Annotated in this window: 21 protein-coding genes; 3 read left to right on the top strand and 18 right to left on the bottom strand. The window is 71.3% G+C overall.

Features of this window, described 5'->3' with window-relative positions; genetic code table 11:
• Positions 1-65: 65 nt before the first annotated feature.
• The 16 genes from ACWGUG_RS06910 to ACWGUG_RS06835 all read right to left on the bottom strand — a co-directional run bounded on the left by ACWGUG_RS06910 (position 66) and on the right by ACWGUG_RS06835 (position 16528).
• Positions 66-365 (bottom strand): YggT family protein, encoded by a 300-nt coding sequence (locus tag ACWGUG_RS06910; protein WP_336397793.1) that lies wholly within the window; start codon positions 363-365, stop codon positions 66-68.
• A gap of 9 nt (positions 366-374) precedes the next feature.
• Positions 375-839, bottom strand: a complete 465-nt coding sequence (locus ACWGUG_RS06905) for a cell division protein SepF (RefSeq protein ID WP_336398050.1) — start codon at positions 837-839, stop codon at positions 375-377.
• Positions 840-871: 32 nt separating this feature from the next.
• Positions 872-1558, bottom strand: a complete 687-nt coding sequence (locus tag ACWGUG_RS06900) for a YggS family pyridoxal phosphate-dependent enzyme (RefSeq protein ID WP_452324274.1) — start codon at positions 1556-1558, stop codon at positions 872-874.
• Positions 1559-1593: 35 nt separating this feature from the next.
• Positions 1594-2748, bottom strand: coding sequence for a cell division protein FtsZ (gene ftsZ, locus ACWGUG_RS06895; RefSeq protein ID WP_452324273.1), 1155 nt, complete (start codon positions 2746-2748; stop codon positions 1594-1596).
• Positions 2749-2919: 171 nt separating this feature from the next.
• On the bottom strand, positions 2920-3936 hold the full coding sequence (locus ACWGUG_RS06890) for an FtsQ-type POTRA domain-containing protein (protein ID WP_452324272.1): 1017 nt from the start codon (positions 3934-3936) through the stop codon (positions 2920-2922).
• A 6-nt stretch (positions 3937-3942) separates the two neighbouring features.
• Positions 3943-5349 carry a UDP-N-acetylmuramate--L-alanine ligase gene (gene murC, locus ACWGUG_RS06885; RefSeq protein WP_452324271.1) on the bottom strand — a complete coding sequence of 469 codons (1407 nt, stop codon included), beginning with the start codon at positions 5347-5349 and terminating at the stop codon, positions 3943-3945.
• Between the two features lie 75 nt (positions 5350-5424).
• The gene (locus ACWGUG_RS06880; protein ID WP_452324270.1) at positions 5425-6510 is read right to left on the bottom strand and encodes a UDP-N-acetylglucosamine--N-acetylmuramyl-(pentapeptide) pyrophosphoryl-undecaprenol N-acetylglucosamine transferase; all 1086 of its coding nucleotides are present in this window, start codon (positions 6508-6510) and stop codon (positions 5425-5427) included.
• 148 nt (positions 6511-6658) lie between these two features.
• Positions 6659-7954: a putative lipid II flippase FtsW gene (gene ftsW, locus ACWGUG_RS06875; protein ID WP_336397789.1), complete on the bottom strand. Its 1296-nt coding sequence runs from the start codon at positions 7952-7954 to the stop codon at positions 6659-6661.
• The gene (murD, locus tag ACWGUG_RS06870; RefSeq protein ID WP_378880477.1) at positions 7881-9458 is read right to left on the bottom strand and encodes a UDP-N-acetylmuramoyl-L-alanine--D-glutamate ligase; all 1578 of its coding nucleotides are present in this window, start codon (positions 9456-9458) and stop codon (positions 7881-7883) included. Before murD ends, ftsW begins: the two co-directional genes overlap by 74 nt.
• Positions 9455-10567: a phospho-N-acetylmuramoyl-pentapeptide-transferase gene (mraY, locus tag ACWGUG_RS06865; protein WP_336397787.1), complete on the bottom strand. Its 1113-nt coding sequence runs from the start codon at positions 10565-10567 to the stop codon at positions 9455-9457. The genes murD and mraY overlap by 4 nt, the downstream gene beginning before the upstream one ends.
• Entirely contained in the window at positions 10564-11979 is a 1416-nt protein-coding gene (locus tag ACWGUG_RS06860; RefSeq protein WP_452324269.1) for a UDP-N-acetylmuramoyl-tripeptide--D-alanyl-D-alanine ligase, read from the bottom strand. The genes mraY and ACWGUG_RS06860 overlap by 4 nt, the downstream gene beginning before the upstream one ends.
• A gap of 41 nt (positions 11980-12020) precedes the next feature.
• Positions 12021-13808 (bottom strand): peptidoglycan D,D-transpeptidase FtsI family protein, encoded by a 1788-nt coding sequence (locus ACWGUG_RS06855; protein WP_452324268.1) that lies wholly within the window; start codon positions 13806-13808, stop codon positions 12021-12023.
• A 49-nt stretch (positions 13809-13857) separates the two neighbouring features.
• Positions 13858-14460, bottom strand: coding sequence for a hypothetical protein (locus ACWGUG_RS06850; protein WP_336397784.1), 603 nt, complete (start codon positions 14458-14460; stop codon positions 13858-13860).
• Entirely contained in the window at positions 14457-15410 is a 954-nt protein-coding gene (gene rsmH, locus ACWGUG_RS06845; protein ID WP_336398048.1) for a 16S rRNA (cytosine(1402)-N(4))-methyltransferase RsmH, read from the bottom strand. The genes ACWGUG_RS06850 and rsmH overlap by 4 nt, the downstream gene beginning before the upstream one ends.
• Positions 15411-15533: 123 nt before the next feature.
• Positions 15534-15965: a division/cell wall cluster transcriptional repressor MraZ gene (mraZ, locus tag ACWGUG_RS06840; RefSeq protein ID WP_336397783.1), complete on the bottom strand. Its 432-nt coding sequence runs from the start codon at positions 15963-15965 to the stop codon at positions 15534-15536.
• A 197-nt stretch (positions 15966-16162) separates the two neighbouring features.
• Positions 16163-16528 (bottom strand): DUF3040 domain-containing protein, encoded by a 366-nt coding sequence (locus ACWGUG_RS06835; RefSeq protein ID WP_336397782.1) that lies wholly within the window; start codon positions 16526-16528, stop codon positions 16163-16165.
• A 63-nt stretch (positions 16529-16591) separates the two neighbouring features.
• Here ACWGUG_RS06835 and ACWGUG_RS06830 point away from each other — a divergent pair, with 63 nt between their 5' ends.
• Positions 16592-17686: a polyprenyl synthetase family protein gene (locus ACWGUG_RS06830; RefSeq protein ID WP_452324267.1), complete on the top strand. Its 1095-nt coding sequence runs from the start codon at positions 16592-16594 to the stop codon at positions 17684-17686.
• A 33-nt stretch (positions 17687-17719) separates the two neighbouring features.
• On the opposite strand, the gene ACWGUG_RS06825 is transcribed toward ACWGUG_RS06830, so the two are convergent.
• Complete coding sequence (locus ACWGUG_RS06825; protein ID WP_378880461.1) at positions 17720-18070, bottom strand: Rv2175c family DNA-binding protein; 351 nt, start codon at positions 18068-18070, stop codon at positions 17720-17722.
• Between the two features lie 140 nt (positions 18071-18210).
• On the opposite strand from ACWGUG_RS06825, the gene ACWGUG_RS06820 reads away from it, so the two are divergent.
• Together ACWGUG_RS06820 and pknB are read left to right on the top strand one after the other, a co-directional pair.
• Positions 18211-19452: a LysM peptidoglycan-binding domain-containing protein gene (locus ACWGUG_RS06820; protein ID WP_452324266.1), complete on the top strand. Its 1242-nt coding sequence runs from the start codon at positions 18211-18213 to the stop codon at positions 19450-19452.
• 89 nt (positions 19453-19541) lie between these two features.
• Positions 19542-21494 carry a Stk1 family PASTA domain-containing Ser/Thr kinase gene (gene pknB, locus ACWGUG_RS06815; protein ID WP_452324265.1) on the top strand — a complete coding sequence of 651 codons (1953 nt, stop codon included), beginning with the start codon at positions 19542-19544 and terminating at the stop codon, positions 21492-21494.
• 93 nt (positions 21495-21587) lie between these two features.
• Here the strand turns inward: pknB and ACWGUG_RS06810 are convergent, their stop codons facing one another.
• On the bottom strand, positions 21588-22925 hold the full coding sequence (locus ACWGUG_RS06810; RefSeq protein WP_336397777.1) for a class II 3-deoxy-7-phosphoheptulonate synthase: 1338 nt from the start codon (positions 22923-22925) through the stop codon (positions 21588-21590).
• Positions 22926-22960: the final 35 nt, after the last annotated feature.

The raw sequence follows: 22960 nt of genomic DNA, 5'->3' as shown, positions 1-22960 counted from the left end.
GCAAGCATAGTCACCGGTCCGGAGAGTGTCGAAGGGCACCGGCGCGTCGGATGCCGCCCTTCGGCTCAGCCCGCGACGGTGCGCGTGACGCTGAGCAGGATGAACACGAGCAGCATCGTCAGCGCGAATCCGAAGTCGATCGCGATCGCGCCCACGCGGAGCGGCGGAATGAAGCGGCGGAACAGCTTGATGGGCGGATCGGTGACGGTGTAGACGATCTCGGCGGCCACCAGGCCGGCGCCGCGAGGGCGCCACTCCCGATTGAAGAACGGGATCCAGTCGAGGATCAGCCGGGCGAGCAACACGAAGACATAGAGCAGCAGCGCGAGGTTGAGGATCGCTGCGATGAGTTGGACGACTGCCACGTAGCCAGATTACGGCTGCGCGAAGGGAACCGACTCCGGATCCGCCTGTGCAACCGCCCCATCGCCCGACACGGCGACGTTCTCGGGCGACAGCAGGAAGACCTTGCTCGTGACGCGCTCGATGCGCCCGTAGAGCCCCAGCGAGAGTCCGCTGGCGAAGTCGATCAGGCGGCGCGCGTCGGCATCGCTCATCTGCGAGAGGTTGATGATCACCGGGATGCCGTCGCGGAAGTTCTCGGCGATGATCTGCGCATCGCGATACTGCTTCGGGTGCACGGTGAGGATCTCGTTGATCGTCGCGGGCGCCGGCTGCCGCACGACGGCAGGGCGGTGGATCGGCGTCACCGGGGCGGCCGGCTTCTCGACCGCCTTCTCGGACGTGCGAGCACGGGGCTGCGGGGCCGGCTCTTCGTAGACCTCTTCCTCGTCCGCGAGTCCGAGGTACACCATGGTCTTCTTGAGCGGGTTCGACATCTGATCCTCCGTAGTGCTCATCTGTTCCGAGGTTAACCGCGTTGTGGTCTGGGGCCCGTGATTGCCGAGCCGATGCGTAGGTGTGTCGCGCCGGCCGCGACGGCTTCGGCGAAGTCGGCGGTCATGCCGGCCGAGATCCAGCCGGCGTCGGGCACCACGGTGCGCAGCGTCTCGGCGAGGCCGCGCAGACGCTCGAACGCGGGCGCGGGCGGCTCGTCGAGGGGGGCGACGGCCATGATCCCGCGCACGCGCAGCGACGGCAGCCCGGCGGCATGTGCGGCCAGAGACTCCAGCTCCGCCGGGGCCACGCCGCCGCGGCCGGGATCGTCGGTCAGGTTGACCTGCAGGAGCACGTCCAGCGCCGGCTCCCCCGGCTCTGCGGCGGCGTGGAGCGCGTCGGCGAGGCGGGCACGGTCGACGGAGTGGACGACGGATGCCGCGGCCCGGATCGCCCGCGCCTTGTTGGTCTGCGCCTGCCCGATGAAGTGCCACCGGAGGCCGTCGAGGTCGCCGGCCTCGACGACCTTGCGGCTGAGCTCCTGCTGGCGGTTCTCCCCCACGTCGCGGACGCCGAGCCGATGCAGCTCGGCGACCAGCGACGCCGGGTGGAACTTCGTGACGACGATGCGGGTCAGCGCCGCGGGATCGCGACCGGCCGCGCGCGCGGCATCCGCGATCCTGTCGTCGACCGCCGCGAGGCGCGCCCGGAGATCTCCCATGACCTTCTGAGCCTGTCCTGAGCGCGCCGCAGGGCTTACTTCAGGAAGTCGGGGATGTCGAGGTCGTCGTCGCCGAAGGCCGTGTCGTACGACGACTCGGTGGCCGCGCCCACCGAGACGGGCACCGGCGCCTGCTCGGTCGTCTCGCGGTGGTCCTTCGCCGCCTCCTCGGCGGGGGTGACGGGGATCGCGGGCGTGGAGACCACGCGGGCGGCCGTGATCGGCTCGATGCGCGTCTGCGGCTCGCCGCCGTCGAATCCCGCGGCGATGACGGTGACGCGCACCTCGTCGCCGAGCGTGTCGTCGATGACCGTTCCGAAGATGATGTTGGCCTCGGGGTGCGCGGCCTCCTTCACCAGCTGGGCGGCGTCGTTGATCTCGAAGATGCCGAGGTTCGATCCGCCCTGGATCGACAGCAGCACGCCGTGCGCACCCTCGATCGACGCCTCGAGCAGCGGAGACTCCACGGCGAGCTCGGCGGCCTTGATGGCGCGATCCGCCCCCCGCGCCGAGCCGATGCCCATGAGGGCGGACCCCGCTCCCTGCATGACGGACTTGACGTCGGCGAAGTCGAGGTTGATCAGACCCGGCGTGGTGATGAGGTCGGTGATGCCCTGCACACCGGCGAGGAGCACCTGGTCGGCCGTGGCGAACGCCTCGATCATCGAGATGCCGCGGTCGCTGATCTCGAGCAGGCGGTCGTTCGGCACCACGATGAGGGTGTCGACCTCTTCCTTCAGGCGCGAGACGCCCGTCTCGGCCTGCTGCTGGCGGCGACGACCCTCGAACGAGAAGGGCTTCGTCACGACACCGATCGTGAGCGCTCCTATCGACTTCGCGATCTTCGCGACGACGGGGGCGCCGCCGGTGCCGGTTCCGCCGCCCTCGCCCGCGGTGACGAAGACCATGTCGGCGCCGCGCAGGGCCTCCTCGATCTCTTCGGCGTGGTCCTCCGCGGCCCGACGGCCCACCTCGGGGTCGGCGCCTGCGCCGAGCCCGCGCGTGAGCTCGCGCCCGACGTCGAGCTTGACGTCGGCGTCGCTCATCAGCAGCGCCTGGGCGTCGGTGTTGATGGCGATGAACTCGACGCCCCGCAGGCCGAGCTCGATCATGCGGTTGACCGCGTTGACACCGCCGCCGCCGACGCCGACGACCTTGATCACGGCGAGGTAGTTCTGGTTCTGGCTCATGCCGGCCTCCGTAGCCCTGGACCTTCTAAACCTTCAACCTCTAGTAGAGGTATAAAGAATTGCCCGGTATGCAATTCCTCGACTCGAAAGTATGCGGACGCCGCCCCCGCGCCGGGAGCGGATCGGCGTGTCGCGGCATCCGGTGCCGAACTTTCGCGGAGACGTGCTCGATCAGCGGACGACGACGACGTCGGGCGACGACACGTCGTACGTGGAGACCTCCGCCGGGGGCCGGGCGGCCATCATCTTGGCGAGGTTCACGGCCTTCTCGGCCGAGTCCGCGGCGCTTCCCCATACGATCTGCGCGTTGGAGCCGCCGAGCGCGAGGGTCACGTCGTCCGGGGTGGTCGCCGAGACCTCGGTGACCTGGGCGCGGATGTCGGCGGGGAGCGAGCGCATCACCTGTCCGGCCGCGGCGAACGCGTCGGAGTCGACGCCGCCCTCGATCGACAGCAGCGGCGTCCCCGCCGCCGGCGTGGCGGTGGTCGACAGCGCGACTCCCGCGGCATCGACCAGCGTGTATCCCGCGCGCGTCTCGATGAGCCCGATCGGCGTGCGCTCGACGATGCGCACGACGAGCTCGTGCGGCGGACGCGCCTCGAGGGCGTACGTCTCGATGAGGGGGAAGGCGACGAGCTCCGCCTTGACCTCGCTCTCGTCCACCAGCGGAAGCGGCGTGCCCAGCTGACCGGCCAGGGCCGTCTCGACCGCGGCGACGTCGAGCTGCTGCGCCCCGGTGACGGTGATCTCCTCGACGGCGAACAGCGGGCTGTAGGCGGCACCGAGGGTTCCGAGCGCGAGGACCAGCACGGATGCCGCGGCCCCGACCCACATCATGCGGCGACGTCGCTGGCGCGCGGTGAAGCGGCGGATCTCGGCGCGCAGCGCCTTGCGTCGCGCGTGCGCCGCCTTCCACACCTCGCGGAAGCCGACCTCGGCCGCCTCCGCCGGATCGGCGGCCTCGCCGCTGTCGTCCGGGCTGGTCCCGGGCGCGGCGGGCGTCGGTGCCGCGAGCGGGATGACGGGCGCCGGCGCACCCTCGTCCACGCCGGTGCCGGCGTGATCCTCGGGGGCGGCTGCGGCCGGTGCCGTCTCGGCCCGCTCGCGCTTCCGGCGCGCCGGCGCGGCCGGCTGCGCAGGGGTGCGCGAGGCGACCGGCGGCTGCGGCAACGGCGACGGACGGCGCATCGGCTGCTACTCCCCCGTGCGCGTGCGGCCGAGAGCCTCGAGGACCTGCGGGATGATCTGGTAGACGTTGCCGCAGCCCAGGGTGATGACGTAGTCGCCGTCGCGGGCCACCGACGCCGTGTAGTCGGCCGCCTGCTGCCAGTCGGGCACGAAGTGCACGTGCGACGGGTCGGCGAACGCGCCGCTGACGAGCTCGCCCGTCACGCCGGGCACCGGGTCCTCGCGCGCCCCGTACACGTCCAGCATGACCGTGTGGTCGGCGTACCGCTCTAGCACCTCGGCGAACTCGCGGTACATCTCCTGCGTCCGCGAATAGGTGTGGGGCTGCTGGATCGCGATGATGCGGCCGTCGCCGACGACCGTCCGTGCGGCGGCCAGCGCCGCGGCGACCTCGGTGGGGTGGTGGGCGTAGTCATCGAAGACGCTGACGCCGCGCTCGACGCCGTGCAGCTCGAACCGGCGGACCGTGCCCGCGAACCCCTCCACGGCACGGACGGCCGGCTCGAGGTCGTGGCCGAGGGTCAGCAGCACCGCGACGGCGCCGGCGGCGTTGATCGCGTTGTGCGCGCCGGGGACCGGCAGCTGCGCGTCGACGGTGCGCCCGTCGTAGGTGACGCGGAACGCCACGGGGCCGTCGGTGACGACGTCGCTCACGCGCACGGCGGCGTCGTCGGCCTCGCCGAACGTGACGACGTGCGCGTGCGTGAGGCGGGCGGCGACCAGCTGCGCACCGGGGTCGTCGGACGAGATCACGACGGCCTCGCGCGCCTCGTCGGCGAAGCGCGCGAACGCCTCGTAGAACGCCTCGCGGGTGCCCCAGTGGTCGAGATGGTCGGGGTCGACGTTCGTGATGAGCGCGACCGACGTGTCGTAGAGCAGGAACGTGCCGTCGGACTCGTCGGCCTCGATGACGAAGAGGTCGTCCGAGCCGCTGCCGCTGGACACGCCGAGCTGGGCGATGACGCCGCCGTTGACGAACGTCGGCTGGACGCCGAGGTCGTGCAGGGCCGTGACGATCATGCCCGTCGACGTCGTCTTGCCGTGGGCTCCGGCGACCGAGACGAGGCGCCGCCCGCCGATGAGCCAGTACAGCGCCTGGGAGCGGTGGATGACGTGCAGGCCGCGCTGCTTCGCCAGCACGAACTCCGGGTTCTCGGGCCAGATCGCACCGGTGTGCACGACGGTGTCGACGTCGTCGGCGAGGTTCGCCGCGTCGTGCCCGACGTGCACCGTGGCTCCGAGTCCGGCCAGCTCGCGAAGCGCCGCGCTGTCGGCGCGGTCGGACCCCGACACGCGGATGCCGCGCTCGAGGAACATGCGGGCCAGCCCCGACATGCCGGATCCGCCGATGCCGATGAAGTGGGCCGCGGAGATGTCGTCGGGAATGGGGAGGGTGAGATCGGGTCTGATCATGACCGTCCAATCCTAAGTTGGGCGGCCGGCGCCTCGGGCAGGGCGCGCTGACCGTCCCCGGCTCGGAGGTCCTCGTCAGCCCCGGAGTGCGGCGTCGATCATCGCGACGACGTTCTGCGTCCCCGAGCGCGTGCCGACGGATGCCGCGGCCGCCGTCATCGCCGCACGCCGGGCGTCGTCGCCCAGGAGCGGGATGACCTCGGAGCGGACGCGATCGCCCGTGAAGTCGGCATCCGGGATCAGCACGGCCGCGCCCGCGCGGACGGCGGACGACGCGTTGAGCGCCTGCTCGCCGTTGCCGACGGCGTAGGGCACGTAGACCGTCGGGATGCCGAGGGCGCTGATCTCGCTGACGGTCGCGGCGCCCGCGCGCGACACGATCGCGTCGGCGAGGGCGAACGCGAGGTCCATGCGGTCGACGTAGCGGCGCACGACGTAGCCGGGCACACCGGGGTCGGAGAGTTCGGAACGCTCCCCCGTGATGTGCAGCAGCTGCCAGCCGGCGTCGAGGACGTCGCGCCAGGCGGTGCCGTGGCCCTCGCCGAAGGCCTCGTTGAGACGCTGAGCCCCGAGTGACCCGCCGAACACCAGCAGCACGGGCCGGGCGGGGTCGAGCCCGAAGTGGGCGGCCGCCTCGGCGCGGAGTGCGGCGCGGTCGAGAGTGACGATCTCGCGGCGCAGCGGCATCCCCACCACCCGCGATCGCTTGAGCGGGGTGCCCTCGAAGGCCACGCCGACGCCGGCGGCCCGGCGGGCGCCGAGCACGTTCGCCAGTCCCGGGCGCGCATTCGCCTCGTGGACCACGAACGGCACGCGCTCACGGCGCGCCGCGACGTAGGCGGGTGCCGAGGCGTAGCCGCCGAAGCCCACGACGACGTCGACGCCGCGTGCGCGGATGTGGGCGCGCACCTGTGCGATCGCGCGCGGGAACCGCGCCGGAAAGGCTGCGGCGGCCTTGTCGGGGCGCCGCGGGAACGGCACCTTGTCGACGAACAGCAGCTCGTAGCCCCGCTCGGGCACGAGGCGCGCCTCGAGCCCTTCTCGGGTGCCGAGGACGAGCACCACGGCCTCCGGGTCACGGGCGCGCAGTGCATCGGCGACCGCCAGGAGCGGGTTCACGTGTCCGGCGGTGCCGCCGCCGGCCAGGAGGTACGTCGTCACTCCCCGAGCCTACCCGGCTCGGTCTTTCCGGGTTCGGGGCGCACCGCGTCCGTTCGGGGCGCACCTCGCGCGCCCCGAGCGCACGGGGCGCGCCCCAAACCTGGGAGAAGAGACCGGGGGCGTCCGAGGCCGGCGGCAACGACCGCGGTCAGCGGACGGCGCGCAGCTTCGCCCGCTCGCGCGCGGCGCGCACCTCGGCGATGCGCGCCTCGCGTCGCGCGACGGAGGCCGGCAGGGTGCGGGCGAAGGCCAGCAGGACGCCGGCCGCCACGAGCACCGACAGCAGCGACGTGCCGCCCTGCGACATGAACGGCAGGGGCACGCCCAGCACCGGGAAGACGCGCAGCACCACGCCGATGTTGATGAGCGCCTGGCCGACGATCCAGACCGTGATGCCGCCGGCGGCGATGCGCACGAACGGGTCGTCCGTCTTGCGGATGATGTGGAACGCGCCGACCGCGAAGAGGGCGAACAGCGTCAGCACCACCGCGCAGCCGATGAGCCCGAGCTCCTCGCCGACGATCGCGAAGATGTAGTCGTTGGCCGCCGCGGGCAGCCAGTCGTACTTCTCGCGCGAGTTGCCGAGCCCGAGCCCGAAGATGCCGCCGCTGGCGAGACCCCAGATGCCGTGCAGCGGCTGGTAGCAGTCGTTGAAGTAGTCGTCGAGGCAGTTGGGGTTGAGGAAGCTCATGAACCGCCGCATGCGGTCGGGGCTCGTCAGGAAGTAGAACGCGACGAAGCCGACCGCGGCCACCATCGGCAGGATGAACACGCGCAGCTTCACGCCGGAGAAGAAGAGCCCGCCGAGCACCACCAGGACGAGGATCATCGCGGTGCCGAGGTCACGGCCCGCGATCACGGTCGCGATCGCCAGCCCCGCCACCGGCACGAGCGGGATGTAGACGTGGCGCCAGTCGGCCAGCAGCGTGCGCTTGCGGAACAGCACGAACGCCACCCACAGGGCGAGGGCGAGCTTGAGGAACTCCGACGGCTGCGCCTGCACGCCGCCGACGTTGATCCAGTTGCGGTTGCCGTCCATGTCGATGCCCAGCGGCGTGAACACCAGGAGCTGCAGCGCGATCGCCGCGATGAGGGCCGGCCAGGCCACCCGTTTGAAGAAGGTCAGCGGCAGCCGGCTGGCGATGAGCATGAGCGGGATGCCGATCGCGGCGAAGGCGACCTGCTTGATGACGTCCTCCCACGGCGCCACGCCGCGCGCGGTCGCGATCGCCGACGTCGCCGACAGCACCATCACCAGCCCGAAGACCGTCAGCAGCAGCGTCGTGGACGCGATGAGCAGGAACTCGCTCGGCACCGGGGCGAAGATGCGCCCGAGGGAGACCCGCGCGGCGAGCCCGCGGCGCGCGGAGTCAGTGTCCTCGGCGCTCGTCGGTGTCGGACCCGTCCGGGTCGGCCGGGTCCGAGGCGGCTGCGTCGTGGTCACCCGTCTCCCCTGTCCCGATCCGATCCCGTACCGCGGCGGCGAACCTGCGGCCGCGGTCTGCGTATGACGTGAACTGGTCGAAGGATGCTGCGGCGGGAGCGAGGAGAACCACGTCCCCGTCGCGCGCCACCGCCGCCGCCAGTTCGACGACCTGCGCCATGACCTCTTCAGTCTCATCGGCCTCGACCTCGAACACGGGCACCGCCGGCGCGTGTCGCTCGAACGCGGCGACCACCTCCGCCCGCTCGAGGCCGATGACGATGGCCGCCTTCGTTCCGGCGCCCCTGCCGGCGACGAGAGCCGAGATGTCGACGCCCTTCAGCAGGCCGCCGACCACCCACACCGCACCGGGATACGCCGCGAGCGACGACGCGGCGGCGTGCGGGTTCGTGGCCTTCGAGTCGTCGATCCAGGTGATGCCGGCGTGCCGGGCGACCACCTCGATGCGGTGGGGGTCGAGGCGGAAGCCGCGCAGCGCGTCGCGGATCGCGAGCGGCGGCACGCCCAGCGAGCGCGCGAGGGCGGCGGCGGCGAGGATGTTCGCCACGATGTGGGGTGCCGCCAGCCCGAGCTGCGTCAGCTCGTCGACCGTCGACAGCTCCAGTGCGCTCTTGTGCCGGTCCTCGAGGAAGGCGCGGTCGACGAGGATGCCCTCGACGACGCCGAGGTCGCTCGGGCCGGGCACGCCGAGATCGAAGCCGATGGCCCGCGCGCCCTCGATCACATCGGCGTCCTCGACCATGCGCCTGGTCGCGGCATCCGCCTTGTTGTACACGCACGCGACGCGGGTGTTGTCGTAGACGTGCGCCTTCGCGTCGCGGTAGTCGTCGAACGAGCCGTGCCACTCGAGGTGGTCGTCGGCGAGGTTCAGGCACACCGCCGCGTGCGGCGAGACCGGCTCGGGACCGCTCTGCAGGCCCAGGTACCAGAGCTGGTGGCTCGAGACCTCGACCACGAGCGCGTCGAATCCCGAGGGGTCGCGCACCGCATCGAGGACCGGCGTGCCGATGTTGCCGACCGGCGCCGCCCGCAGCCCGCCGCCGACGAGCATGGCGGCCGTCAGGCGCGTCGTGGTCGTCTTGCCGTTCGTCCCGGTGATGAGGATCCAGTCCGCCGGGGTGCCGTCCGCGCGCAGCACCTTGTCGCGGACGCGCCATGCCAGCTCGACGTCGCCCCACAGCGCGATGCCGCGCTCGCGCGCCCACGTGATGACCGGATGCCTCGGCGAGAAGCCCGGGGAGGCGACGACGACGTCGGGCTCGAACCCGGAGAGCTCGGCCGGCACGGAGCCGAGGGGCCCGGTCCAGAGCCGGACGCCGATGACGGGCAGCAGGCGCTCGTACTCCTCGTCGGCCCTCTCGGTCACGACGAGGACGTCGGCGCCGAGCTCGGCGAGCGTGTCGGCGACCGAGAAGCCGGTGACCGAGAGCCCGAGCACGGCGACCCGCAGCCCCTTCCAGTCGGCGTTCCAGCTGGTCAGGGTGGCCAGGCGTTCCGAGGTCATGTGCGGGAGAGCCATTCGACGTAGAAGAATCCGACACCCGACACCGCGAGCAGGCCGGCGATGATCCACATGCGGACCACGATGGTCACCTCGGACCAGCCGCGCATCTCGAGGTGATGGTGGAAGGGGCTCATCAGGAAGAGCCGCTTGCCGCGGGTGATCTTGAAGTACAGCCGCTGGAGGATCACCGAGCCGGGGGCGATGACGAAGACGCCGGCGACGAGGACCGCCAGCAGCTCGGTGCGGGTCAGGATCGCCATGGCGGCCAGGACTCCGCCGATCGCCATCGATCCGACGTCGCCCATGAAGACGTTCGCCTTGGGCGCGTTCCACCACAGGAAGCCGACCAGGGCGCCGACGAACGACGCGGAGACGATGGCCAGGTCGAAGGGGTCGCGCGTCGGGTAGCACGCGGCCTTCGCCGCGGCCGACAGCGCCTCGCCTCCCCAGCACGCCTGGTTGAACTGCCAGAAGGCGATCAGGCTGTAGGCGCCCGCGACGAAGATGCCCGAGCCGGCCGCGAGCCCGTCGAGCCCGTCGGTCACGTTGGTGCTGTTCGAGAAGGCGACGCCGATGAACGACACCCAGGCGAGGTAGAGGATCCAGCCGACGATGAGACCGAGCGCCATGAACGAGAGCACGGGCACGTCTCGGAAGACGGAGATGTAGGGCGAGGCGGGGGTCTGCCCGTACTGGTTGGGGAAGCTGAGCGCCACGATGCCGAACGGCACCGTCACGATCACCTGGCCGAGGATCTTGCGCCAGCCGCTCAGTCCCATGAACTTCTGCTGACGAACCTTCATGTAGTCGTCGATGAAGCCGACCGCGCCGAGGCCGACCATCATCCATATCACCAGCAGGCCCGAGATCGTGGGCGGGTTGTTGCCCGCGAAGCCGCCGACGAGGTATCCGACGATGGTTCCGACGATGAAGATCGTCCCGCCCATGGTGGGCGTGCCGCGCTTGGTCTGGTGATTGGGGTTGCGGATGTCCTCCGGGGTCCGGATCACCTGGCCCCAGCCCCATCGGCGGAAGAGCCGGAGGAAGACCGGCGTGAGGAACAGGGTGAATGCCAGCGAGATCGCTGCCGCGGTAAGGAGTGATCTCACGAGAACGATTCTCCCAGACGATCGCCGAGGAACCGCAGTCCCGCCGAGTTGGAGGACTTCACCAGCACGCGGTCGCCCTCGCGCAGCTCGCCCCGCAGGTAGTCGAACGCCTCGTCGGCGGTCGAGAAGAAGACCGCCTCGTTGTCCCACGAACCCTGCGCGACGGCCTCGAGGTACATGCGGCGCGCCGCGTCGCCCACCACCACGATCCGCTGGATGCCCAGGCGCACCGCCAGCAGCCCGACGCGGTCGTGCTCCTCCTCGGAGTACTCGCCGAGCTCGCTCATCGCGCCCAGCACCGCCACCGTGCGCTCGCCCGGACCGGTGATCTGCGCGAGTGTGCGCAGGGCTGCCGCCATGGAGTCAGGGCTGGCGTTGTAGGCGTCGTTGATGATGCGCACGCGGTCCGAGCCCAGCGGCTGCATCCGCCAGCGCTCGGCGATCTCGACCGTCTCCAGGCGCGCGACGGCGTCGGCGAGGGACACGCCGAGCGTCGTGGCCGCGGCGATGGCGGCCAGCGCGTTCATCACGTGGTGCTCGCCGAGCACCCGCAGTCGCAGCGGCAGCGAGACGCCGTCGGCGGTCACGGTGAACGAGGTTCCGGATGCCGTCACCACGACGTCGTCCGCCCGCACGTCGGTCGCACCCTGGCCGCGGCCGAACCAGCGGACACCCGCACCCGCCTCGGACGCGATGGGCGCCATCGCGGCGACCCGGGCGTCGTCGGCGTTGAGGACGGCCACGCCGCCCGCCCGCAGCGACTTCACCAGCTCGGACTTCGCGTGGAAGGTCCCCTCGATCCCGCCGAACCCGCCGGCGTGGGCCATCCCGACCATGAGCACGACGGCGACGTCAGGGTCGACGAGGCCTGCGAGGCGCGCGATGGCGCCGGGGCCGCTCGCCCCGAACTCGCTCACGAGGTACCTCGTCGACGCGGTCACGCGGAGCATGGTCAGGGGCGCGCCGACCTCGTTGTTGAACGACGCCTTCGGCGAGACGGTCTCGCCCTCCCCCTCCAGGATGCGGGCGAGCAGGTTCTTCGTCGTCGTCTTGCCGTTGGACCCGGTGATGCCGACGACGCGCAGGTCACCGGCATCCTTCACCCGCTTCACGACGTCGCGGGCGAGATCGGCCAGCGCCTCCACGGCGTCGGCCACGACGATCTGGCTCACCGGAGCCTCGACCGTCCGCTCCACGATCGCGAGGGCCGCGCCCTTCCCGGCGGCGGCATCGACGAACAGGTGGCCGTCGGTCTCCTCGCCGGGCTTCGCGACGAACACGCCGCCCGCCTCGATGAGCCGGGAGTCGGTGTCGACGGCCCCCGAGATGACGGTGTCGGCGGTGGCGCCGGGGGCGAGATGAAGCTCGCCCGAGACGGCGTGGGCGATCTGGGCGATGGTGAGCGCGATCATGTGGGGAGTACTCCGGCCCTCAGCTGGAATCCGGCACGGGACTACCCGAACTTGGGCAGCAGCTCCGGCGACGACGTCGAGGGCATGACGCGATACGTCTTCAGAACCTGGGTCATGGCCTTCTGGAACGCGGTCGCATTGGCCGCAGACGATGTTACCTTCGTCGGCTCGTCGAGGGTGACGACCACCACGTACTCGGGATCGTCGGCGGGCGCGAACCCGACCATGGTCGTGTAGTAAACGCCCGCCTTGTAGCCGCCGTTGACGAGGTCGGGCTTCTCACCGGTACCCGTCTTGCCGCCCAGGCGATAGCCCGGGATCTCGACCGTCTTGGCGTACGGCGCCTGCAGGAAGACGTTCTCGAGCATCTCGCGCATGTGCGCCGACGTGGTCTCGCTGATCACCTGCTCGGGCTCGGCGAGCTCCGGCGTCACCACGGTGCCGTCGGGCCGGGTGCACGACTCGACGATCGTCAGCGGCATCATCACGCCGTCGTTCACGATCGCCCCGTAGGCACGGGCGAGCTCGGGCATCGTGGTCGTGACGCCCTGCCCGAACGACGTGTTGTATGCGGTCTGCGCGCCCCACTCCGACACCGGGTGGATCAGTCCGTTGCCCTCGAGCGGGTAGGTCGAGCCGGTGCCGGCGCCGATGCCGAAGCGCGTCAGGTAGTCGAAGCGCGTCTGGTTGTCGACCCGTTCGCTGAACTTCGAGATGCCGACGTTCGAGGAGTCGATGAGCACGCCGGTCAGCGTGTAGAGGTTCGCGGGGTGCTGGAACGCGTCGCGCACGCGCGCACCGTTCGGGAAGGTCTCCAGCCCCGAGGCGGTGACCGTGGACTGCGGCGTCTGACCGCCGGCGTCGATGACGGTGGCGGCGGTGAGCGCCTTGAACGTCGACCCGGGCTCGAAGGAGCCGCGGAAGATCTCGCTGGTCCGGTCCTCCGCATCGGTGGCGTCCACGTCGTTGGGGTCGACGGTCGGGTACTCCGCCGCCGCACGCACCTTGCCGGTCTTCACCTCGTAGACGAGGACCGACCCGTGCTGGGCGGCCATGTTCTGCGTCTGCTCGGCGATGAGCTGCTGCAGGTACCACTGCAGGTCGCGGTTGATGGTCAGCTGCAGCGTGCCGCCGTCCTGCGCGGGCACCTCCGTCTCGGTGCCGGGGATGACGACGCCGTCCTTGCCCTTCTCGTAGCTGCGGATGCCGTTCTCGGCGGCCAGGCAGTCGTTCTGCGACTTCTCCAGTCCCTCGAGCGCCTCGCCGTCGGTGCCCATGAACCCGACGAGGTTGCCCGCGACGGCACCGTCGGGGTACGCGCGCGCCGGGTGGGAGATGCACGTGATGTACGGTGCCTCGAGGTCGGCGAGAGCCCGGAACTGCTCGGTCGATACGCCCTTCTTCAGCTGCGCGTAGCGCGAGTACTGGTCGGCGGCCAGGGCGGTGCCGACGATCTCGCGCACCTCCTCCGGAGTCTGACCGGTGATGCGGGCGACGTCGCTGGACAGGTCCCCCCACAGCGGCGCGTCGGACTCGCCCTCCAGCACCTGGGCGTCGATCTGCGTGATCAGCAGGGGGTCGAGCTGGCAGTCGTAGCGGAGGATGCTGCCGGCCAGCGTCTGCCCGCTCTCATCGACGATCTGCCCGCGCGTCCCGTAGAGGGTCTGGGAGCTTGCGAACGCCGTGTCCAGCGAGTCCTGGATGTGCTCGTCGGCGTTGACGACCTGGATGTCGACCAGGCGCACGATGAAGCCGGCGAGGACGGCGAGGACGACGGCGAGGGCCACGACGGTCCGGCGGCGGGGGCTTCTCGTGCTGCGTGTCGTCATCTGCGTGAGTCGTCGTCTCGGTCTCGATCGCCGTGGGGTGTGTCCGGGTTCAGTGTGTGCTCGGGACCGGCAGTCCCTCGGTGATCGGCGGCGGTGTGTTGCCGACACCGGCGTCGCCGGGACCCGCCGTCTGAACCGGGACGCCGTCGATGGTGGCGTCGGGGACGGTGACCAGCGGTGTGTCGGTGATGAGGGCGTTGGGCACCGCGCCGCGGCCGATAGCGTCGACCGACGAGGCCCCCATCGCGACCTCCGAGGGCCCGAGGATCGCACCGTCGCTCAGCCGCAGGTAGCTCGGCGCCTCATTGATCACCATGCCCAGCGCGGCGGCGTTGGCCGCGAGGTACTGCGGCGAGCTGAGGCCCGCGACGTCGTCGTAGAGGATCTGCTTCTCGTACGTCAGGTCGCGCTGCTGGCTCGTCAGGGCGGCGATCTCGTACGTCCCCTGGGTCGTCATGATCGACAGCGCCATCTGCGCGCCGGCGATGAGGAACGCCCCGAGCACCGCGATGACGCCGTAGAGGAGCTTGGGGCGGCGGCGCCGGGCGGGAGCCTCGACGACCCGCAGTCCGCGGCGCGGGTCGCCGACGCGATCCGGCGCGACGGCACCCCTGGTCCGCGCGGGAGCGGCGAGGGCGTTCGCGGTGCTCATGAGTCCTCCTTCACTCGCTCGGCGGCACGCAGGCGCACCGGCGTCGCGCGCGGGTTGACCGCGCGCTCTTCGTCGGTGGCCAGCTCGGCGCCTTTGACGAGCAGCCGGAACCTGGGGGCGTGCTCGGGGAGCTCGACCGGCAGGCCCCGGGGCGCGGTCGAGGCCGAGGCATCCGCGAGGGCGCGCTTGACGAGCCGGTCCTCGAGCGACTGGTACGACAGCACGACGATGCGACCGCCGACCGGCAGGATGCCGAGCGCCGACGGGATGGCCCGCTCGAGCACCGACAGCTCGCGGTTGACCTCGATGCGCAGCGCCTGGAAGACCCGCTTGGCGGGGTGCCCGGTGCGCTGCGCGGCCGCCGGCGTCGCCGCCTGGAGGATCTCGACCAGCCGGCCGGAGCGCTCGATCGGCGCCTCCGCCCGGGCGGCGATGATGGCGCGGGCGTAGCGTCCGGCGAGCTTCTCCTCGCCGTACCGCTCGAAGATGCGGCGCAGGTCGCCCTCGCCGTAGGTCGCGAGCACCTCGGCCGCGGTGGTGCCGGCGGACTGGTCCATGCGCATGTCCAGCGGCGCGTCCTGCGCGTAGGCGAAGCCGCGATCGGCCACGTCCAGCTGCAGCGACGAGACGCCGAGGTCGAACAGGATGCCGTCGGCTGCGGCGAAGCCGGCCGAGGCGACGGCATCCGCGATCCCGTCGTAGACGGTGTGCACGAGGTGCACGCGGTCGCCGAAGCGGGCGAGCCGCTCCCCCGCGATCCGCAGCGCGTCGGTGTCGCGGTCGAGTCCGACCAGGTGGAGCCCGGGGAATCGCTCGAGGAACGCCTCGGAGTGCCCACCCATGCCGAGGGTCGCGTCGACGAAGACCGCGCCGTCCCGCTTGAGGGCGGGGGCGAGCAGCTCGATGCAGCGCTCGAGCATGACCGGGGTGTGGATGTCGCGCAGGTTCATGATCGACAGGGCATCCGCGGATCCCGTCCCCTGGAGCCTGATCCCCATCCGCTCTGACCTGGCACCGGGGAAGTGGCGTCAGGGCGGGAGCGGCTGGGAGTCGGGCTTCAGGCGACGTGAGCCTCAGAACAGGCCCGGAATCACCTCCTGCTCCAGCTCGGCGTAGCTCTCTTCGTTGGCCTCTGCGTAGGTGTTCCACGCAGCGGCGTCCCAGATCTCGGCATGAGCGCCCACGCCGGTGACGACGAGGTCGCGCTCCAGGCCGGCATATGCGCGCAGCGGAGGGGGGATCGTGATGCGGTTCTGACCGTCGGGCTTCTCGGCACTGGCACCCGAGAGGAACATGCGCAGGAAGTCGCGCGCCTGCTTGTTCGCGAGCGGCGCCTCGCGGATGCGGTCATGCACCCGCTCGAACTCCTTCTCGCTGAACACGTACAGGCAGCGGTCCTGTCCGCGCGTCACGACGACACCCCCACCAAGGTCGTCGCGGAACTTGGCCGGGAGGATGACGCGCCCTTTGTCATCCAGCTTGGGTGTGTGGGTACCCAAAAGCATCGGTACATCACACCCCCTTCAATCCGGCCCCCCGGGATGTCCGCCACTTTACTCCACTCTCCTCCACTTGACCACCATTTCTCGCTACCGGTTCTCCGCCGCCCCCACTCGGCACCGCTCGGGGTGCCTGCGGGCACGAAAAAAAGCACCGACCCGAAGGTCGGTGCTTTGTTCTGCTGCTCAGGCGGCGGGGACGCTCAGCGCTCCTCCTGCCGCCTGTCCCAGCGATCGTTCATGCGATCCATGAACGAAGAGTTGGACTGCGCTCTGGGGGGCCGCTCGGGCTCGACGCGCGCCTTGCCGGGACCGCGGCCGGGGGTGATCGCGAGGATCACGCCGCCCAGCATCACGACGAACCCGATGACGCCGACGACGATCAGCTGCTGCGAGACGCCGACGATGAGCCCACCGAGGCCGAGCAGCACGAGGATCGTGCCGTAGACGATGTTGCGATAGCTCAGTGAGCGTCCGCCGCGGGGCGCGCTGACGACGTCCGCGTCGTTGCGCATGAGATGGCGTTCCATCTCGTCCAGCAGGCGCTGCTCCTGTTCGGAGAGTGGCATGCATCCCCCTCTGTACTTCGGTGGCTCGATTGTACGCGTGCCTTTCGTCACTAGGCTAGGCCCGTGTCCGCCCTCGCAGAGCCGATCGAAGCCATTTCCCAGCGAGTGGACATGTTCGTCACGGTCAGGCGACAGGATGTCGCCGACGCCGGCCCCGAGGCCGCCCGCTTCGTCGATGCGGCCGCCGATGCGGTGACGGGCGGGAAGCGCCTGCGCGGCCGATTCTGCATCGCCGGGTGGAGGGCGGTGGAGGAAGCGGCGTCACCCGCGGGCGACGCCCCCGAGCCGGTGCTCGCGGCCGCCGCGGCACTGGAGGTCTTCCACGCCGCGGCGCTCGTGCACGACGACGTCATCGACAACTCCGACACCCGCCGCGGCCGCCCGTCCGCGCATCGCGCGCTGGAGGAGGGCCACCGCCGCGCCGGCTGGGCCGGCGACGCGGACGACTTCGGCCGCTCGGCGGCGATCCTGGTCGGCGACCTGCTCGTGGCGTGGAGCGACGACCTCCTCGAGGAGGGCCTGACCGGGCTCTCCCCCGACCGCGCCGCCGCCGCCCGCCGCCAGTACGCGCTGATGCGCCGCGAGGTCACGCTCGGGCAGTTCCTCGACATCGCCGAGGAGTCGGCGTTCGTGAGCGAGCCGGACGACCGCCACGCCGAGCGCGCGCTGCGCGTCGCGTCGTACAAGTCCGCGCGGTACAGCGTGCAGCAGCCGCTCGCGATCGGTGCCGCGCTGGCCGGGGCGGATGCCGCGCAGGAGGCCGCCCTCGCCGCGTTCGGGCATCCGCTCGGCATGGCCTTCCAGCTGCGCGACGATGTGCTCGGGGTGTTCGGCGACGAGGCCGCGACCGGCAAGCCGTCCGGCGACGACCTGCGCGAGGGCAAGCGCACGGTGCTGATCGCCTACGCGCGAGAGGCCCTGGCGGCCCCCGCGCGGCGGATCCTCGACGAGATGGTGGGCGACCCCGGGCTGGACGCGCAGCAGATCGCCTCGCTGCAGCAGACGATCGTCGACACCGGCGCGCTGGACCGGGTCGAGCAGCTCATCGCGCAGTACGCCCATGAGGCCGACCGCGCGCTCTCGGGCGCCCGCCTCGGCAACGCGGCGGTGGGTGCGCTGCGCGACCTGGCACACGCCGCGACCGTCCGGACGACCTGAGGCCCGCCTCTTCCCCGGCGGAGACGCCCCCGATCAGGCGAGGGTGCGGGCGACCCGGCGGACCTCGCTCTTGCGACCGGCCAGGAGCGCCTCGATCGGCGCGGCGCCGATGGTCTCCTCCGGCGTCAGAAGCCAGTCGATCACCTCGTCGTCCGAGAAGCCGGCGTCGTGGAGCACGATCGCGGTGCCCCGCAGCGACGACAGCGGGTGCCCGTCGACCACGAAGACGGCCGGCACCTTGAGCACGCCGTCCCGGCGCGAGCCCACCAGGTGGGACTCGTCGAGGAGCCGGCGCACCCGGCCCAGGGGTTCGCCCAGCACCTCCACGAGCTCAGGAAGGGTGAGCCAATCGGTCTCGAAACGCGAAGAGTCGTCAGCGGTCACGAATGCAACTATCCCAGATCGCGCGCGGGCCGGATCCGGCGACTCCTGTCCCATCAGTCACACAAGCCCCCTTTTTCACAGGCGTTGACACCAATAGACATCCGTGACAGCGTTTTCGGAGTCGACGGAGGGGGAGTCTCGTGCGATCAGTCCGGAGTACCAGCAACCAGGTCCACCAGGGCGTCGCCGCCTCGCGCGGCATCCCCGTCGGCGTCTCGGCGGCCGTCGTCGGCTCGATCGCCCTCGCGCTCTCGGGCGCTCCGGCTCACGCCCTGGGGACGGATGCCGCCTCCCGCGACCCCCTCCCCGCTACGCTGCACGGGCCCGGCGCGCCGGCGACCGTGCGCGCACTGCCGACGCCCCTCTCCGCCGCGGTGGGCGTGACCGCCTCCGTGCGCCCGACCCACGCGGCATCGGCGACCTACACGGTTCAGCCGGGCGACACGGTCAGCGCGATCGCCGCGCGCTTCGGCCTGAGGGTCGCCGATGTCCTCGCCTTCAACGGACTCGGCTGGTCGTCGATCATCCAGCCGGGTCAGGTGCTGAAGCTCACCGGAACGGCGAGCCCCGCCCCGGCACCGACCACGCCGGCGCCGGCCGCACCCGCAGCCGGCGCGTACACCGTCGCCGCCGGCGACACCGTCAGCTCCATCGCCCGGCGGCACGGCACCACCGTCGGCGCCGTGCTGTCGGCCAACGGCCTGGGGTGGTCGTCGATCATCTACCCCGGACAGACGATCTCGATCCCGGGTGCGTCGGCGCCGGCGGCATCCGCCCCCTCCCCTGCTCCGGCTCCGGCCCCGGGCGCCGCGGCCGGGTCGTACACCGTCGCCGCGGGCGACACCGTCAGCGCGATCGCGGGCCGCCACGGCGTCTCCGTCGACGCGGTGCTCTCGGCCAACGGCCTCAGCCGGGCGTCGATCATCTACCCCGGCCAGACGCTGAAGATCCCGGCATCGGGTCCGTCCGTCCCCGGGCTGACATCCGAGCAGGCGGCCAACGCGCACCTCATCGTGCGGATCGGCCGCGAGCTCGGCGCCTCGGACCGCGCCATCGCGATCGCACTCGGCACCGCGATGCAGGAGTCCTCGCTGCGCAACGTGACGTGGGGCGACCGGGACTCGCTGGGGCTCTTCCAGCAGCGTCCCAGCTACGGCTGGGGCACCGAGGCCGAGGTGCAGGACGCGGCGCGCGCGACGCGGGTCTTCTTCGGCGGCGCGGGCGACCCGAACGGCGCGCGCACGCGCGGTCTCCTGGACATCCCCGGCTGGGAGGGCATGTCGTTCGCCCAGGCCGCGCAGGCCGTGCAGATCTCGGCGTACCCCGACGCGTATGCCCAGTGGGAGGCGCCCGCCTTCTCGTGGCTCGCCGCCCTCGGGTGAGGCCCGAGCCCGCCGAACCGTCGGTAACGGTACGGTCGCAGGGTGAGGCGCTCCGCCGGCTCGCAGGTGCGCGTCCGTAGACTCTCAGCGTGAGCACGAGTCAGCAGACGGACCCGCTGATCGGCCGTCTGGTCGACGGCCGGTACCGGGTGCGTGCTCGCATCGCGCGCGGCGGCATGGCCACCGTGTACGTCGCGACCGACCTGAGGCTGGAGCGCCGCGTCGCCCTCAAGGTGATGCACGGGCACCTCAGCGACGACACCGTGTTCCAGAGCCGGTTCATCCAGGAGGCCCGCGCGGCCGCCCGACTGGCCGATCCGAACGTCGTCAACGTGTTCGACCAGGGCCAGGACGGCGACATGGCGTACCTCGTCATGGAGTACCTGCCGGGCATCACCCTGCGCGAGCTCCTGCGCGAGCAGCGTCGGCTGACCGTCCCGCAGGCGATCTCGATCCTCGACGCGGTGCTGTCGGGCCTCGCCGCCGCGCACAAGGCCGGCATCGTGCACCGGGACGTCAAGCCCGAGAACGTCCTGCTGGCCGAGGACGGCCGCATCAAGATCGGCGACTTCGGGCTCGCTCGCGCCACGACGGCCAACACCGCCTCGGGCGCCCAGCTCCTCGGCACGATCGCGTACCTCGCCCCCGAGCTGGTCACTCGCGGCACCGCCGACGCGCGCAGCGACATCTACGCCATCGGCATCATGCTGTACGAGATGCTCACCGGCGAGCAGCCCTACAAGGGCGAGCAGCCGATGCAGATCGCCTTCCAGCACGCGACCGACTCGGTCCCCCGCCCGAGCGTGAAGAATCCGGGCGTTCCCGAGCCGCTCGACGAGCTCGTGCTGTGGGCGACCGAGAGGTCGCCCGACGACCGTCCCCTCGACGCGCGCGAGATGCTGCAGCGCCTGCGCGAGATAGAGCGGGAGCTCGGCGTCGCGCCCGTCGTCGCCCGCACCGGCCCCATCGGGATCGTGCGCGACGACGGCGCCTCGACGGGCGAGCTCACGGCGGTCCTGCCCGGCACGCCGACCGGACCCACCACCGCCATGGGCGACGTCGACAACGCCGGGCGCCTGCGCCGGGCGACCCAGCGCCGGCGCACGCGCGGCGCCTGGCTCCTGATCGCGGTGCTCTTGCTGGCGACGCTCGCCGGCGGGCTCGGCTGGTACTTCGGGTCCGGTCCCGGGTCGCTCGTGGCCGTCGCCGACGTGTCCGGCATGACGTATGAAGAGGCATCCGCCCGCCTGCAGCAGGACACGCTCGTCGCCGTGCAGCAGGGTGAGAGCAGCCTCGACGTCGCCGCCGGTCTCGTCATCCGCACCGATCCGCCGCAGGGCTCGCGCGTCGACCGCGAGGCCCAGGTCAACGTCTTCGTCTCGCTCGGCCCGGCCGAGGCGACGTTCACGTCGTTCGCGGGCATGTCCGAGACCGACGCCCGCAGTGTGCTGAGCGAGCAGTCCGTCCAGACGGTCGACGAGAACGCCGAGTTCTTCACCGACGACGCTGCCGGCACGGTCGTCAACGTCTCGATCCGTCCGGCCGGAGCGCCGGAGGACGGCTCGCAGGACGTCGCCTGCTTCGAGGGATGCGTCGTGCACCAGGGCGACACCGCGCGGCTCTCGGTCTCGGTCGGACCGGTCCCGGACGTGGTGGATCGGAGCGAGGGCTCCGCGCGGAGCGCGCTCGAGGGTGTCGGACTCGTCGTGGCCGACGAGAGTGCCACCGAGGCGAGCGACGCGATCGAGGAGGGCCGCGTGATCCGCGTCAGCGGCCCCGAAGGACGCTCGTGGCAGCCGAACGACATGGTCACGCTCGTGGTGTCGACCGGTCCCCCGCTGTTCGAGGTGCCGAACGTGCAGGGTCTTACCCGCGACCAGGCGATCGCGGAACTCGAGGCAGCAGGTTTTCAGGTGGATTACCCCATCTGGTGGGGGGCGTTCCCCGACTTCCTCACCGAAGCGACAGGCACCGACCCCGCGGCCGGAGAGTGGCGCGTAAAGGGCACCCGAATCGATCTCCTCCTTACCGACGCCGGCTGACCTCCGCCTGCTCCAGCGAGCGAGCGAAAGGAGAAGATCCCGGATGCCTCGGCGAGAGGCATCCGGGATCGTCGTCGTGTCAGCGGTGCGAGATCAGCGCTTCTCGAGCTCCTCGGCCACGAGGAAGGCGAGCTCCAGGCTCTGCATGTGGTTCAGGCGCGGGTCGCACAGCGACTCGTAGCGGGTGGCGAGGGTGGCCTCGTCGATCTGCTCGGAGCCGCCCAGGCACTCGGTCACGTCGTCGCCGGTGAGCTCGACGTGGATGCCGCCCGGGAACGTGCCGACCGCGCGGTGCGCCTCGAAGAAGCCGCGGACCTCGTCGACGACGTCGTCGAAGCGACGTGTCTTGTAGCCGGTGGGCGTGGTGATGCCGTTGCCGTGCATGGGGTCGGTGACCCACAGCGGCACGGCTCCGGAGTCCTTGACGGCCTCCAGCAGCGGCGGCAGCGCATCGCGGATCTTGCCGGCGCCCATGCGCGTGATGAACGTGAGCCGGCCGGGCTCGCGTTCGGGGTCGAGCTTGTCGATGAGCGCGAGGGTCGTCTCGGGCGAGGTCGTCGGGCCGAGCTTCACGCCGATCGGGTTGCGGATCTTCGAGAAGTAGTCGACGTGAGCGCCATCGAGCTCGCGGGTGCGCTCGCCGATCCACAGGAAGTGCGCCGACGTGTTGTACGGCGTGTTCGTGCGGGAGTCGATGCGCGTCATCGGGCGCTCGTAGTCCATGAGCAGGCCCTCGTGCCCGGTGTAGAACTCGACGCGCTTGAGCTCGTCGAAGTCGGCGCCGGCAGCCTCCATGAACTTGATGGCCCGGTCGATCTCGGTGGCGAGGCGCTCGTACTGCTGGTTGGCCGGGTTCTGCGCGAAGCCCTTGTTCCACGAGTGCACCTCGCGGAGGTCGGCGAAACCACCGGTCGTGAAGGCGCGGATCAGGTTGATCGTCGACGCCGCCGTGTGGTACCCCTTCAGCAGCCGCTCGGGGTTGGCCTGCCGCGAGTTCTCGGTGAAGTCGTAGCCGTTGACGATGTCGCCGCGGTACGCCGGCAGGGTGACGTCGCCCCGCGTCTCGGTGTCGCTCGAGCGGGGCTTGGCGAACTGACCCGCCATGCGCCCCATCTTCACGATCGGCATGGAGGCGCCGTACGTGAGCACGACCGCCATCTGCAGCACCGTCTTGATGCGGTTGCGGATCTGCTCGGCCGTGGCGCCGGCGAAGGTCTCGGCGCAGTCGCCGCCCTGCAACAGGAACGCGTTGCCCGATGCGGCGCGCGCGAGCCGGTCGCGCAGGTTGTCGACCTCGCCGGCGAAGACGAGCGGGGGCAGGGTCGCCAGCTCAGCGGACACCGCAGCCACCGCCTCTGCGTCGGGCCACGCGGGCTGCTGCTTGATGGGCAGGGTCCGCCAGTGGTCGAGGGCATCGAGCTGCTGAAGCATCCCTCGATTCTAGCCGCGGGGCGCGGCGCCCCGGT

Source organism: Microbacterium sp. NPDC055455 (assembly GCF_053619935.1).
Note: the sequence above shows the minus strand (reverse complement) of the source record. Positions and strands in the feature narration are given on the sequence as shown.

What these genes read in the sequence shown, in the direction of transcription:
- ACWGUG_RS06905 (WP_336398050.1), bottom strand. Translation starts at nt 839, where the DNA reads ATGTCGAACCCGCTCAAGAAGACCATGGTGTACCTCGGACTCGCGGAC.
- ACWGUG_RS06900 (WP_452324274.1), bottom strand. Translation starts at nt 1,558, where the DNA reads ATGGGAGATCTCCGGGCGCGCCTCGCGGCGGTCGACGACAGGATCGCG.
- ftsZ (WP_452324273.1), bottom strand. Translation starts at nt 2,748, where the DNA reads ATGAGCCAGAACCAGAACTACCTCGCCGTGATCAAGGTCGTCGGCGTC.
- ACWGUG_RS06890 (WP_452324272.1), bottom strand. Translation starts at nt 3,936, where the DNA reads ATGCGCCGTCCGTCGCCGTTGCCGCAGCCGCCGGTCGCCTCGCGCACC.
- murC (WP_452324271.1), bottom strand. Translation starts at nt 5,349, where the DNA reads ATGATCAGACCCGATCTCACCCTCCCCATTCCCGACGACATCTCCGCG.
- murD (WP_378880477.1), bottom strand. Translation starts at nt 9,458, where the DNA reads ATGACCTCGGAACGCCTGGCCACCCTGACCAGCTGGAACGCCGACTGG.
- ACWGUG_RS06860 (WP_452324269.1), bottom strand. Translation starts at nt 11,979, where the DNA reads ATGATCGCGCTCACCATCGCCCAGATCGCCCACGCCGTCTCGGGCGAG.
- ACWGUG_RS06855 (WP_452324268.1), bottom strand. Translation starts at nt 13,808, where the DNA reads ATGACGACACGCAGCACGAGAAGCCCCCGCCGCCGGACCGTCGTGGCC.
- ACWGUG_RS06850 (WP_336397784.1), bottom strand. Translation starts at nt 14,460, where the DNA reads ATGAGCACCGCGAACGCCCTCGCCGCTCCCGCGCGGACCAGGGGTGCC.
- rsmH (WP_336398048.1), bottom strand. Translation starts at nt 15,410, where the DNA reads ATGAACCTGCGCGACATCCACACCCCGGTCATGCTCGAGCGCTGCATC.
- mraZ (WP_336397783.1), bottom strand. Translation starts at nt 15,965, where the DNA reads ATGCTTTTGGGTACCCACACACCCAAGCTGGATGACAAAGGGCGCGTC.
- ACWGUG_RS06835 (WP_336397782.1), bottom strand. Translation starts at nt 16,528, where the DNA reads ATGCCACTCTCCGAACAGGAGCAGCGCCTGCTGGACGAGATGGAACGC.
- ACWGUG_RS06810 (WP_336397777.1), bottom strand. Translation starts at nt 22,925, where the DNA reads ATGCTTCAGCAGCTCGATGCCCTCGACCACTGGCGGACCCTGCCCATC.